At 73.5% G+C, this 13701-nt stretch carries 5 protein-coding genes; all 5 read right to left on the bottom strand.

The annotated features are described in order from the left end of the window. Positions 1–299: 299 nt before the first annotated feature. Positions 300–2054 (bottom strand): hypothetical protein, encoded by a 1755-nt coding sequence (locus WJM95_RS30560; RefSeq protein ID WP_339133588.1) that lies wholly within the window; start codon positions 2052–2054, stop codon positions 300–302. 216 nt (positions 2055–2270) lie between these two features. After that, complete coding sequence (locus tag WJM95_RS30555; protein ID WP_339133586.1) at positions 2271–6095, bottom strand: S8 family serine peptidase; 3825 nt, start codon at positions 6093–6095, stop codon at positions 2271–2273. 206 nt (positions 6096–6301) lie between these two features. Further along, positions 6302–7465 (bottom strand): serine/threonine-protein kinase, encoded by a 1164-nt coding sequence (locus WJM95_RS30550; protein WP_339133584.1) that lies wholly within the window; start codon positions 7463–7465, stop codon positions 6302–6304. Positions 7466–7741: 276 nt separating this feature from the next. Then, positions 7742–10558 (bottom strand): hypothetical protein, encoded by a 2817-nt coding sequence (locus WJM95_RS30545; RefSeq protein WP_339133582.1) that lies wholly within the window; start codon positions 10556–10558, stop codon positions 7742–7744. A gap of 144 nt (positions 10559–10702) precedes the next feature. Further along, positions 10703–13654, bottom strand: coding sequence for a hypothetical protein (locus WJM95_RS30540; protein ID WP_339133580.1), 2952 nt, complete (start codon positions 13652–13654; stop codon positions 10703–10705). Positions 13655–13701 lie beyond the last annotated feature (47 nt).

The following is a 13701-nucleotide window of genomic DNA, read 5'->3' as shown; positions in this document are numbered from 1 at the left end:
GAGTGTGAACCGGTGCGGCGCCCGCGTTCGCTGTCCTGGCGAGTGAGGGGATCCCCTCGCTGAGAGCGCTCTCCGCGAGTGGTGGGCGACACCGGTGGGCCCCGATGCTACGCACGAGTTGTTGAGTGGCCAACCGCCGTCGGCAACCTCACATCGCTCTGACCTGGGGTTACTTGGCGAAGCCCGGCGCACCCGTGATTGCTTAAGACGCGTTTAACCCGCACTTAAGAAGGGGTGTTCCACTTCCGCGCCTCGATGCGCCCGGGATGTCGCGGATCGGCCCGATCGGCCGCCGATGCTCAGTTCGCGCCCGGTCGTCGCTCCCCGCTCACGGCCGCGGACCATCGGTAGACGAAGGTCGGGAAACCCTGCCCGGTCGCCCGGGTCCAGGCCGGCAGGACCGTCTCCGGGTGTTCCGCGCGGGCGTCCGCGAACGAGGAGACACAGCGCGCGTGGACGTCCGCCTGGTCGGTGCGGCGGGTGAGCGCGAGCAGCGAGCGCAACGCGGCGACGGCGTCGTCGGCCCGGCCGTCGGCCAGCCGGACCTGGGCCTCCGCGTCGAGCGTGATGGCGAGACCGAGACGCGCGGCGGCCAGGGAGGCCGCGTAGCGGCTGGCCTCGGGGCCCGACGACTCGTCGAGGAGGATGGACTCCGACTCCGTGTAGCAGGCGACGGCCGCCCCGTGATCGCCCGCGCCGCGCAGGGCGCGGCCGAGCGTCCGCAGGCGGCGTGCCGTCAGGGCGTGGTGGGCCGACCAGTCGGACTCGGCCAGACGGCGGGTGAGGGCGACCGCCTCGCGCGCGGCCCCGACCGCGCCCTCGGGGTCTTCGTCCTCCAGCCGCGACTGACTCAAGTCCGCCAGTACGCGGGCGAGTCGCGGCTCGTGGGCCGCGGGTTCACGGTCCGCCGTACGCCGGTACACGGCCACGGCGCGCTCACCCGCCAGGACCGCGCCGTGCCGGTCGCCCGCCGCCGTGTGGCAGTCGACGAGCCGGTCGAGGCAGACGGCGAGGAGAGGGTCGTAGACGTCGGGGCGCTCCGCGGCGAGGGCGGCGGAGAGGTCGGCCGCCTCCCGCCGGGCGGTCAACTCCGCAGTGTGATCCGCCAGTTCGCCCAGCTGATCACCCAGGCGATCGAGCGCCATGACGAGCAGTGGCTCACCCGTCTCCCTGTCCCGGGCCGCCAGGGTCCGGGCCTCGGCCACGGCCTCCGCGGCGGTGGTCCGTGCCGCCGGCAGGTCTCCGGTCACGTGCAGACAGCGGGCCAGGTTCGCGAAGAGCCGCACCCGCAACGGCCGTACGATCTCGGGCGCGACCCGCACCATGATCGGGTCGGCGGCGTCCCTGGCCTCCCGGCCGACGGACAGCGCCTCTTCGTAACGGCCCAACGCCTCGAGCCCCGCGGTGAGTTCGCACAGGGCGCGGACGCGTACCAGAACCGTGTGGCTCAACTCCCGTACGGACATGTCCCGCAGCAGGGCGACGCACTCCTCGTACGCGGTCACCGACTCCTCCGTGCGGTGCAGGGCGGCCAGCACCAGCGCGTAGGTGCGCAGCGCGCCCGGCAGACCGCCCAGGGTCCGGTCCCGCCGGGTGGGGACGAGAAGGCGGTAGGCGGCCACGCACTCCCCCGCCGAGCCCAGCGCGTCGTCCAGCCGTGCCAGGCCGAACCGTGCCTGCGCCTGGAGATGCAGCCCGAGGGCCCGCTGCGCCGGCGGCCACCGCGCGCCCGGTACGGCCGAGGCCGCGTCCAACGCCGCGCAGGCCTGTTCGCAGCGATTCATGAGCACCAGCGTGTGGGCGTGCAGGACCAGACTGCGGGCCAGCAGGTCCCGGTCCCCGGGCCGGGCGCCCGGCGTCCCGGCCAACGCCCGGTACACGGCCGTCGCCTCCTCGGCCCAGGCCAGCCGGCGCCACGGCGGGGGCGGCCGCAGCAGCACCCACTGGGGGGCCACGCAGCGCAACAGCGCCGCGCCGTACAGCCGTCGCCCCGGTCCGGGGCCGAGCCGGGCCGCCGCTCGCGACAGCGGCAGCAGTGCACGCACCAGGCCCATCGGCGCCTCCCGTCCGGGATCCTTGTCCAAAGGACGGCCGAACGTCCGTATTGGTTGCCCGGCCGGCGCGAACGCGGTGCGCCCAACCGGATGCCGGGGTCGGCGCCGTCGAAGGCGGGGCGCCGGCCGGGGAGTTCACGGCGACGGAGGCCGTCGCCCCGTCGTCGCACGCGGGCGGCGATGCGACGGCTCGGGGCGGCGGCCTCCGTACGCGGACTACTTCAGACCGTAGGCGCGGATCACCTCCTGGGTGATGCGGTTGCCCGCGTCGTCCCAGCCCTCGGCCCTCAGCGACACATAGCCGTGGTGCGGCGCCGAGTAACAGGCCGTCCAGGTACCGGACTTGCCCTTGGCCTCCACCGGGGTCCAGGTCGTGCCGTCGTCGTAGGAGACCGACAGCGTCGCGCCCTGGATCGTCCCGGCCCCGGCCGCCCCGGCGAGGTGGTGCGGGGTGAGCCGGAGCGTCTGGCGGCCGCCACGGGCGTCGCCCGCCAGGTCCGTGTCCACGCCGTAGTCCATCTGGAGCACCGGCACCCGGTCGATCACCGTCGGGTCGGTGACCGGGGCGGATGCGACCTGCCACACCGTGTGGGTGTGCGGGGACAGGCGGTAGGTGTCCGCGTCGCGGTCGGCGGTCAGGTCGAGGGTGTAGACCGACGGGGTGGCCGGCGGGCGGGTGATGGTGGTGGCCGACGAGTTGACGCTCTTGATCAGGGTGCCGTCCTGGTAGACCTTCAGGCTGGTCGTCGCCGGACCGCTGGGCTGGATGACGCCGCCGTGGCCGTCACCGCTGTCGGACCAGGGCTGGATGTTGAACGCGAGCGAGGTCTTCTGGCGCTGCGACCACCAGTAGGTGCCTCCGTTGGCGGGGTGCGTCACCGGCTTGAACCAGTCGCGGACCTGGAACGAGCCGGGCTTGTACGTGGTGCGCGTGCTCTGGCTCGACAGCAGTATTCCCGGCCCGGTGCCGGAGGTCTCCACCCACTGCGTCCCCTCCTGCGCCGAGACGTAGTCGGTACGGGTCGCGGGCATGTCCTGGCGCAGCAGGTACCCGGAGCCGTACTTGCGGTACGGACGGAAGCCGGACCGCCACTCGCCGCTCTGGGTGGGCGTGGCGCCGTGGAACCGCATCTCCACCGTGGCCAGTTCGGCCGGGCGGGGACGGTAGGCCAGCCCGGTGGACGGGATCTGGCCGGGGTGCGGGTCGGACAGGTCGTAGACGTAAGGGGAGTTGGGCACGCCCTCGACGTCCAGCCGCAGCCGGCCGCGCCTGGCGTCGGCGATCAGCGGGGCGCCGTTGCGGGCGGTCACGGAGAACACGGGCACGCTGCCGCCGACGGACTCGATCAGCTTGCCCGGCCGGTCGTCGACGACGAGCAGCAGCGCGGCCCGGGCGTCGGCCGCCGCCTGTGCACGCTGCGCGCCGGTGAGCGCGTCCGCGCGGGTCACCAGCGCGACCTTGCCCTTGACGTCGAGGCCCGCGTACTCGGCGGCGGTGCCGGTGCCCGCGTACACCGCTCGCAGACGCCTGTCCCCGTCGTAGCGCGCGGAGCCCGCCTGGGCGATGACCTGGACGGGCCTGCCGTCGTCGGTGACGGTGAGCAGCGGCAGGGCCTTGCGCCAGCGGGTCTCGTACTCGAAGGTGCCCTGGGTCGTCCTGCGGGTGGGCAGCACGAACATGCTGTCGTGGGTGGAGGCGAGCAGATACTGCACCTCCACGACGCCCACGCCGTAGGAGTTGGCGGCCTGGCCGTCCGCGCGGTACCAGTTCATGGACAGGGCCCGGTCCTCGGTCCGGCGCGGGACCTCCGCGGTGACCTCACGGGTGCGGCTCGCGTCGAGGTCGACGTTCCGGTCCTGGTCGAGGACGACCTCCGGGTCGCCCATCAGCGCCATGCCGAGCGAGTCGGGGCCGTGGCTGCCGGGCACGTCCTGGTAGGTCAGGAGGCTGTAGGTGCCCTCGCGCATGCGCAGGTCCAGCTTGCCGCTGTCGTCGAGGGTCACGCTGTACGGGTCCTCGGTGCTGCCGAGCCGCTGGATCTCGACCCAGCCCGCGGCCGGGTCGCCGGAGCGGTCCTTCAGGGTGATGTGCAGGGTGTGGCGGGTGTCCTCCCGGTACAGGCCCACCTGGGTGCGGGTGAGCGTGGCGCCGGAGCCGTCCGTGGCGGTGATCCGGCCGAGGTAGCGGCGGCCGTCGGCGCCCAGGGCCGGCCTGGCGGTCGCGGTGACCGTGGCGGTGCCGTGCGCGGGCACGGTCACGGTGTCGGCGGAGAGGGTGAACATCCCGTCGGGGGCCGGGGTGCCCTTGCCCGCGGTCGGGTCGGTGTCGTACGGGCCGCCCGCGACGGAGGCGTTCAGCGCCAGGTTCAGTACGGCGTCGGTGTCGCCGGTGTTGGTGTAGGTCACCGTGCGGTCGACCGGCGTGCTGTCGCTGTGCGGCCAGGAGTCGATGCCGAAGTACGCCGAGCCGGTCGCGGTGACCGCGGCGGCGGTGGCGGCGGAGAGGTCGACGCGACCCGAACCCACTTGGTACGTCGTGTAGTTGGGCAGCTCCTTGGACGTGCTCATCAGCGCGTCCTTGAGCTGCCGCGCCTTCCAGTCCGGGTGCTCCTGGGCGAGGATCGCCGCGGCGCCCGCGACATGCGGGGTCGCCATGGAGGTTCCGCTCATCGACTGGTACCAGCCGGTGGCGGCGCTGCCGCCGGCCTTGGCCGCGAGGACGGCCACGCCCGGGGCGGAGATGTCGGGCTTGAGGGCGTAGTCGTTCAGCCGCGGGCCCTGGGAGGAGAAGGACGCGCGCTTGTCGTTGGCGTCCACGGCGGCGACCGTCAGCGCCTCGTCCGCGACGCCGGGGCTGCCCATCGACGCCTCGCCGCCGGAGTTGCCGGCCGCGATGACGAAGAGCGCCCCGGTCTCGTCGGTGAGACGGTTGACCGCCTGACTCATCGGGTCGGTGCCGTCGGACGGGTCCGAGGAGCCCAGGCTCATGCTGACGACCTTGGCGCCGTGCTCGGCGGCCCACTCCATGCCGGCGATGATCCAGGAGTCCTGGCCGTAGCCGCTGTTGGAGAGCACTTTGCCGATCATCAGGTCGGCGCCGGGGGCCACGCCCTTCTCGGCGCCGTCGGAGGCGGCCCCGCTGCCGCCCACGGTGGAGGCGGTGTGGGTGCCGTGGCCGTGGCCGTCGTCGGTGGTCTCGCCGGGGACGAAGCTCTGCGACGCGCTGATCCGGTCGGCCAGGTCCGGGTGGTGCGCGTCGGCGCCGGTGTCGAGCACGGCGACCTTGACGCCCTTGCCGTCGAGGCCCTTGCCCCAGGCGTCGGGCGCGCCGATCTGCGCGGTGCTGTCCTTCAGGGTCGCCTTGACCCGGCCGTCCAGCCAGATCTTGGACAGGCCCGCGCCGAGCCGGGGCGCGGTGGACGCCGAACCCTCCTTCAGGGCCCGCGCGGAGGCTCCGGTGGCGACGGTCGCGGGCGCGACGGATCGCCACACCTTCCGGGCCTGCTTCTTGGCGGCGCGCACGGAGGTGGCGTGGATGGCGGGCAGGTCGCGCACCCGGGTGGCACCGCCGGGTGTGGCCCGCGCGGAGGGCGCCGTCCCGGAGCCGTAGCCCAGGATCAGCGGGATGCCGTCGCTGTGGGCGTCGTCGTACCCCTGCTCGATCAGGGCGGTGACGTCGAAGAGGCGCCGGTCAAGCCGGTTCGCGGCCAGGTAGGGCAGCACTTCGTCCGGGTAGACGTAGAGGTCGCCCCCCACGGTCTCGGTGCGCACGCCTCCGAGGGCGCCGGCGGGGCGGGTCACATCGGCGGTCTGGCGGCCTCCGGCGAGGCCGTCGACACGTACGACGTCACCGGTGAGCAGGGTGACGGTGTGCTGCCCGGTCGCGGTGGTCGCGACGGGGCTCGCGTCCGAGGGAGTGGGGGGCGTGGCGGCCGCGGCGGTGCCGGGCGGCGCAGCCAGGGACGTCAGGACCGCGAGGGTGCCGACCGCGGCCGCGAGCGGCCTACGGCTGCTTCGGCGGAGAGGTATGCGGGAGATCATGCAGCGCTTTCTACCGGCCCCGGACCGGCACGGGGAACAGCCGCCCGATGGCACGAAAGCGCCACGTCTCACATGTGCCAGTTGGACGAACCCCCCACAAATACAGGGGAGTTATGTCATTCGGTACCTGCGGAGACCTTGTCCGCGACCGCCGCCGCGCCGGCCGGGGGCGGCCCCGTCGCACCCGGCCCCGGTCCCCCGCCGGGTCACGAGCCGGCGGGAGGACCTGCCGGCTCCGTGCCCGCGGGCGAGGTGCTCACCCCGGTGGTGGTGCCGGGCGAGGGGGTCTCGGCGGAGCTGCTGTCGGGCGAGAACACCGCCACGCCCACGAGGACGGCCAGCAGGAAGACCACGGCTCCGGCGGCGGCCTGCACGAGTCTTCGCCGTTCGGCGAGGAGTTCGGCGGCACCCGAACGCTGGCGCCGGCGCGACCGGTGGCCACCGCCCTGGATGTCCCGTACCACCGACGGCAGGGCGTACGTGGTCGCCGGGCCCACGGCCCCGAGACCCTGGCGGTGACGTCCCGGCTCCGGCATCGCGGCCGGGAGCGGCTCAGGGCGTCCCTGCCAGGCACCCGAGCCGTACCAGGCGGCCGCCTGGAGCGCGGTGGGCCGGTCCTCGGGCTGCTTCGCGAGCAGGCCGAGCAGGTAGTTCTCGAAGGCGGGCGGCAGATCGACGCCGAGTTCCCGCGGCGGGGTGGGGGTCGAGTCGAGGTGCTGGTGCAGGACGGCGACGGGGCTGCTCGCCTGGAACGGCGGGCGCCCGGTGAGGAGTTGGTACAGGACGCAGCCAAGGGAGTACATGTCGGACGGCGGACCGGCGGTCTTGCCGAGGGCCCGCTCGGGGGCGAGGTACAGGCTGGTGCCGACGATCTGCCCGGTCGCGGTCAGGCCGCCCGCCGGATCGTCCATGAAGCGGGCGATCCCGAAGTCGCCGATCTTGACACTGCCCTCGGCGTCCAGGAGCAGATTGCCCGGCTTGATGTCCCGGTGCACGATGCCCTGCTGATGCGCGGCCGCCAGCCCCGCGGCCGCCTCGGCCGCGATCCGCGCGACCCGGTCGGCGGGGAGCGTCCCGGCGCTGGTGAGGACCCCGGCGAGGCTGTCGCCCTCGACGAGTTCCATCACGAGGAAGAGCCGGTTGTCGTAGGCCCCGAAGTCCAGAACACCCACCACGTGGCGGTGGTTGAGCAGACCCGCGGTCTGGGCCTCCAGACGGAAGCGGGCCGCGGCCGTCGGGTCGGCGTCCTGGGAGAGAAGCAGTTTGACGGCCACGGACCGGCCGATCATCTCGTCGTGGGCCCGCCACACCTCCCCCATCGCGCCCCGCCCGAGAGTGGTCTGGAGCCGATACCGCCCCGCTATCAGCACTTGTGCTTCATCCTCACGCCGTTGGGGTTTCGTGGATCGCCACGGCTCGATGCCCTACCGAGCATGAGTGATCATCGGGGCGCCGCAGCAGGTTGAGCCTACTGCCAACACGACGGTGATCAGACGCGGTTCACCCCGGGCGGCGAGATCACGGAGAACCCTTCGCTGCGCCACCGGACTCTGACCGGACGTGACTCGGGAACCCCGTCACGGCACGAGACGGGTGCACCGGCCCACTCGACGAGCGGGCCGGTGCATCCACGAAGGCGCGCGGGTCTACGCCGGGTCGTGGACCGTGCCGGTGAACTCCGGGCCGTCGTGGCGCGTGCCGGTCTCCTCGTCGTAGACCCGCAGCCGCAGCCGTACCGTCTCGGCGGGCTCCGTCAGGGTGTCCGCCGCGATCGGGACGGTGATCCCGGTGCTCGTCCGGCCGGGCGGGACGTCGGCGTACAGGGAGAGCCCGCGCAGCCGGGACAGCGGCCGTGACGGCAGTGGCGCCTCGGCGGTGTACCTGGCCAGCCAGCGGGGGTCGACGTCGGTGGTGGACAGTTCGGCACCGGAGGTGACGGGCAGGACGACGACGTCGGCCGAGATCTCCACGTCGGCCGCCTCGGAGAGCGAGATCCGCCAGGTCAGGTTCCCGCCCTCGGCGGCCGTGGCGGCTGCCGGGGTCACCTGGACGGTGGGCGCGGGATCGTCGTTCCGTGCGGTGACACCGCCCCGGTAGGCACCGGTCACCGTGCCGTGGACCGCCTTGACGTACACGTCGTGGGCCACGTCGTAGCCGTAGCGCGTGTTGCCCCGGACCTCGACCTGCACCACCGGCGTCGGGCCGCCGGGCCGTACGGTCACCTCGCGCGAGGTGGTCCGGCCCGTCTCCGGATCGGCGACGAACAGCCGGACCGTGCCGCTCCCGTGCCCGGTGACCGTCACCGGCACCCGGTAGGTCCGCACGCCCGAGTCGCCCTCGGCGACGGCCGTCCGGCCGATGTCGACGCGTGCCAGGTCCGCGGCCCCGACCGCGGGGGTTCCGGCGCGCCATCCCCACGAGTCGACGAGCCACGCCTGTCCGGAACCGGTGCGCGGGACCATCTCCAGGGACTTCACCCGGTGCGGGTCGACTCCCGCGCGCAGGGCGGCGGTCAGCGGCAGCCGGACCTCCTGGCCCCAGTAGGAGGCGGTGCGGTCGGTCCCGGGCAGGCCGTCGAGGCGGACCCGCCCCAGCGTCGCCCGCCGTCCCGAGGTGTCGGTCAGGGCGATGTCGAGCCGGGTGTCCCTGGAGTTCGGGGGAACGATCAGGCGCAGCGCCAGCGCCGTGGAGCCGGCGAGCGACACGGGGCCGGCCGGCCGCACCCGGACCGGGGAGCCCGCGGCCGTCCAGCGCAGGGCCAGGGCACGCCGGCCCGGCTCCTTCGAGGGCGCCCACGAGGCGAAGTGCGGCGAGACACCGCTCCTGCCGGAGCCGAGGCAGGCCGCGGAGACGACCTCGGTCACCTCCTCGCAGAGCCTTCCCCCGTCGACGGACACCTGTCCGTCCGGCAGGAACGCCGGAGTACGGCGACCGCCGACCGCGTGGGTGAGCACGCGCGCGGGACCGGCGGAGGGGGCGCGCCGGCCCGAACCGTCGAGCAGCGGCCGTACGCGGTCGTCACCGGCGCCGAACAGCCGCGCGGCCGCGGCGATGTAGGTCGCGCCGGCCGTCTGCTGCTGACGGGCGGTCAACCTGGTCGCGGTGCCCGGGGAGCAGACACGGTCGGGGGTGTCCCCGCTCCAGAAGTCGTCCTCCGCCGGTGCCTGGGCCTGGCCCGGCGTCCATTCGCTGTTGAAGAAGTTGTGGTCGGCGCCGACCATGTAGACGGCGCTGTGCAGGGCGGCGCCGCGGCTGACCCCGCGGGTGGCGTCGACGTACATCTCGCCCTGGAGGTCGGACACGTCGCCGTCGCAGCCGGGCAGGATCGTGGCCGAGGGCACGTCCGGCGTGGGGTTCTGCCCGAAGAGGGTGGGGCCGATGAGGACGGTGCCGCGGATGTGCCAGCGCACCGGGCCGTGGTAGCCGTCCTGGTCGGCCGGGGCGCCGTACAGACTGTCCATGGCGGCCCGGTTCACGCCTTCGCCGCCGCGCGAGTGGCCGACGAGCAGGACGCGGGAGAGGTCCGCGGGGGCCGTGCGCCGCACGATCAGGGGCGCGGAGGCCGGGTGCGCGGACCAGTTCGCCCAACTCGCCAGATGCTGCCGTACGAGGGAGGACCGGGCCTGTGCGCCGCCGTCCTCCGCCGCGTAGTCCTGACCGTTGACGCCGTTGGCGGCGATGGACACCGTCACGTATCCCTGGGAGGCGAGCAGTCGCTGGTCGGCGAGATACCCCCGGTAGCTCGGGATGGGCCGGGCACCCGCGCGGCAGGGCCACTCCCCGCTGGTGTCGTGACCGCGGCCGGTGTAACAGGTGGCGTGGCGACCGTGCAGGAACAGGACCAGCGGCCGGTTTCCCGGGGCGTTCGTCGGGGCGACCACCACGGCGCGCATCTCCACGCGTGCGGCGAGGCCGGGCAGCCGCACCGAGGGGAGCTTGTAGTCGCCGGTGGCCGTCCGGTAGGAGCCCGGCCTGCCGGGGTCGACGGAGTTCACCGGTAAGCGGGTCGAAGGTCCGGCCGACAGACCGGGCCGTTCCCCGGGTCCGACCGGCGTGGCGGGCCGGTCGTGCCCGGCTCCCGCCGCGTCCAGGCGCCGTTCACCGGTCCGCGCCTGGAGGTCGGGCTGCCGGCCGAGTCGTGCCGGGCCGATGGTGAGCCGGAAGGTGCGGCCGTCGGCCGTGCCGACGGGACGGCCGAGGAACCGGTCCCCGGAGTAGAAGGCCACTCCCGAGTCGCTGACGGGCACCGGCCCGTCCGAGCGCCAGACCAGCTGCCGCGCCGCCTCCCGCCCGGTGACGCTCCACCCGGCCGGAAGCCCGCCGTCGGCGTCCGCGGCCGCGACCGGTCTCGCGGACCACGCGGAGCCCGCCGTGTTCTGTTGTGCCTGGGTCGTTCCTGGCGATCCCGCGGCCACCGCGATCAACACCGCAGCGGCCACACCTGTGCGCCGGACACGGAACAAGGTTCATCTCCTCCTGGTCGGCATGCGCCCCCGTCGCCCCGTTGGTCCCGAAGCGCTCCCCCGTCCCACGAGGACGGAGGAGAATGCCGGAGGGTTGCCTCCCTTCCGTGCCGTCCGTGTCCGGACGCGTGTCATGACGACCCGTCAGTCGTCCTCGGGGCAGTAGAAGTTGCCGGAGGGACCCCAGCGCATCACCGGCTTCTCCCGCGCGGCGACGGCTCCGCACGTCAGGTCGGTGATCCTGGTGCCGTCCGCGGTGATCTCGCGGATGTCGACCTCTTTGTTCACCGGGTACTTGTGTCCCTTGCCGAAGGTCATGATCCCCGACTCGCCCACGTAGTCGGTGACTCCGGTCGACTGGAGGAAGGTGACCACGGCGCTGGGGGTGAACTGCGGGTCGGTGACCGCGATGTCGTTCATCACCTTGAAGAAGACGTTCAGCGCGTCGTAGCCGGCGGCCGCGTCGCTGTCGGAGGACATCCCGTAGGCCTTGCCGAAATCGGTGGCGAAGAACCCCTTGGCCTCGGGCAGGCTGAACTGGTTGTAGAAGAGGCTGAGGGAGCCGTACTGCTGCGCCATCAGTTCCGGATGCAGCACCAGACTGGGAGCGGCGCTCTCGGCCAGCACGGCGATGCGGCCCTGGTGCGTACGGCACTGTTTGTCGTTCTGGAGGTAGTAGAACAGGTCGTACATGACGCCGGCCCGGCCCGCGTACAGGACGAAGCCGTCGGTCCTGTGGATCAGCGCGCAGACCCCGGCCGCCACGGAGGCCGTCTGGCTGTCGTTGCCCGATTCGCTGTACGGCACCGGGTAGACGGGACCCGCCGAACCGTAGGCGTCGGTGAAGCGCTTCCTCAGGTCCGCGCTGAAGTAGGTGTCGTGCGGGTCGAAGACCAGGACGGCGGCAGGGGCGGTGTGCCCCGGCGGGACCTTGGTCAGGTCCGCCAGCCGGGGTGAGCGCCGGGCGAAGGACGCCATGACGCGCGCGACCCGCGCGTCCGGCGCCGAGAGCTGGAAGTACGAGACCGGGGAGTCGCCCTCGACCATGGGCTGGCCGGAGACGCCGGTGCCGATGACCGTGACGCCCTGGGCGTCGAGTTCGACGGCGGCCTGGAGGGACTCCGGACGGCTCTGGGTGAGGCCGATGACGCCGGCGATGTGGTCCCGGTGGATGCGGTCGACGATCATGCGGGCCACGTCGACCCGGCTGTGGTTCGTCCTGTTGAGTCCGCCGCGCGATCCGAAGTGGAAGTACTCGCCCGAGTTGGCGACGAGCAGCCGGATCGGCATCTGGGACTTGAGGTTCAGGCCGTTCACCTGCTCCTGCGCGAGCAGGGCGCCCCGCAGCATCTGGAAGCCCGTGGGCACGGTCCGGCGTGAGGTGGAGCCGACGCTCAGCGGGGCGAAGAACACCAGAGTGCGATACGGCCCGGACCGGTCGACCTCGGCGTTCTGGCGGCCCAACCGGTCTTCGAGGGAACGGAGTTCGTCGGCGTACAGGCCGTGCGCGAGTTCGCACCCGTCCCTGCCGTCGGTGATCCCCACGCGTTCGCCCGTGTCGACCCGGGGACACCAGGTGTCGGCGGCGGCCACGGGCCCGGGCGCGGGGCCCGGCCGTGTCCCGCCGAGCCCGGGCACGCGCGTCAGTCCCGCGGCGACCACCGCCAGCACCGCCAGCACGGCCACGGCAGCGACACCGGGACGCAGCCAGTCGCTCCCGCGCCGTTCGCGGGAGCGCACGGTCCGCTGCACCGCGGGCCGTTCGGCGCTCGTCCCGTTGTCGGGCACCCGGGACAGCGGCACCGCGCGCACCGCTTCGACGGGCTGACCGCACGCGCCCGCGGCGAGCACGGAGGCCACCGCCTGCGCCGTCGCGCCGTAGGTGCTCGGGCGCGCGTTCTGGCTGGGGACGGCGGGCCGGGGCAGGCCGACGGCGTAGGGCGGGATGTCCGCCGTGGCGGCGCCCAGCACCAGCAGGGGGCAGGTCGCGGTCTCCTCGGCCACGGCGGAGAAGGAGTTGAGGAGTTTGCGGCTCGGGGAGCCGTCGCCGCCGACCGTCGGCAGGAGCAGGACGAAGGGCCATCGTCTGCGGGGCCTGCGCGCGCTCCACACCGGTGGGCGGGCGGCCCGCGTCAGATCGTGGATGAGCGCGGTCAGCAGGACCTGACGGACCACGGCCTCGTCACGGGCCGAGACGGCGGACACGGCGGACCTGGCCGAGGCGGCCGTGACTCCGGCGGCCGCGGGGGCCTCCCGGTCGGCCCGTTCCTGGGCACGGGAGCGCAGATGGGCGTCGCGCAGGGACAGGGCGGCGTTGAGGAAGCTGCGCCCGGGCTCGTCGAGCATGCCGCCGACCCACCGGAAGCGGGCGCCGCGGTCGACGCGTACGCCGTACGACCACCGCCACAGCCAGGCCAGCGGTGTGGTCACCAGTCTCGTGATGGCCGACCACTGCCGGGCGCCGAGTTCGTCGCCCAGGGCGGTGACCTCGGCGGCGAATCCGAACTTCCAGGCGTACTTGTCGTAGATCCGGTCGCGCAGCGCCCGCCGTTCGTCCCTGACGTCCCCGTCGACGATGGCCGCGCGCAGCACCGAAAGACAGGCGTCGAACTCCGTGAGCCGCAAGGTGCCGGAACCGTCCGGCATGGTGGCGCGCAGTTGCCTGGCGACCCGGTCCAGCAGGCGTACGTGGGGACCGTCGCCCCCTTCGGCGTCGTCCCCGGGATGGTCGCAGGCGAGCAGTTCCTCGTCGACGATGGCGTGGGGTGCGAGGCTGGCCAGGTGGCCCGTCTCGCCGCTGTTCAGGCGCACCAGGCGGTGGTGGTAGACGTGCACCAGGGCCGAGAGGGCCGGATCGGCCTCTCCCTGCTCGGTGTCACGTGCCGGGGCGCCGGTCGTGGTGGTGCCCGCCGCGGTCGGCCCGGCCTCGGGCTCGCGGGTGAGGAGCAGGGCGGGCAGCCGGTGTCTGGCGCTCTGCTGCCGGCGGTGGACGCCGGTCCTGCGGTCGACGACGTAGCGGTCGATCGCCCGGACGATGTCGTCGAAACCGCTGGGGAGGACGAGATCGTTCTCGTTCGTCCGATGGGGCTGCGGCACGCGGGTCCTCCCGGATCCTGAGAAACAGGAGGCGAGCCTAGGAATCT

The sequence above is a fragment of the Streptomyces sp. f51 genome, from assembly GCF_037940415.1.
GTDB lineage: Bacteria > Actinomycetota > Actinomycetes > Streptomycetales > Streptomycetaceae > Streptomyces.
This window is presented reverse-complemented; position numbering and strand designations above follow the sequence as displayed.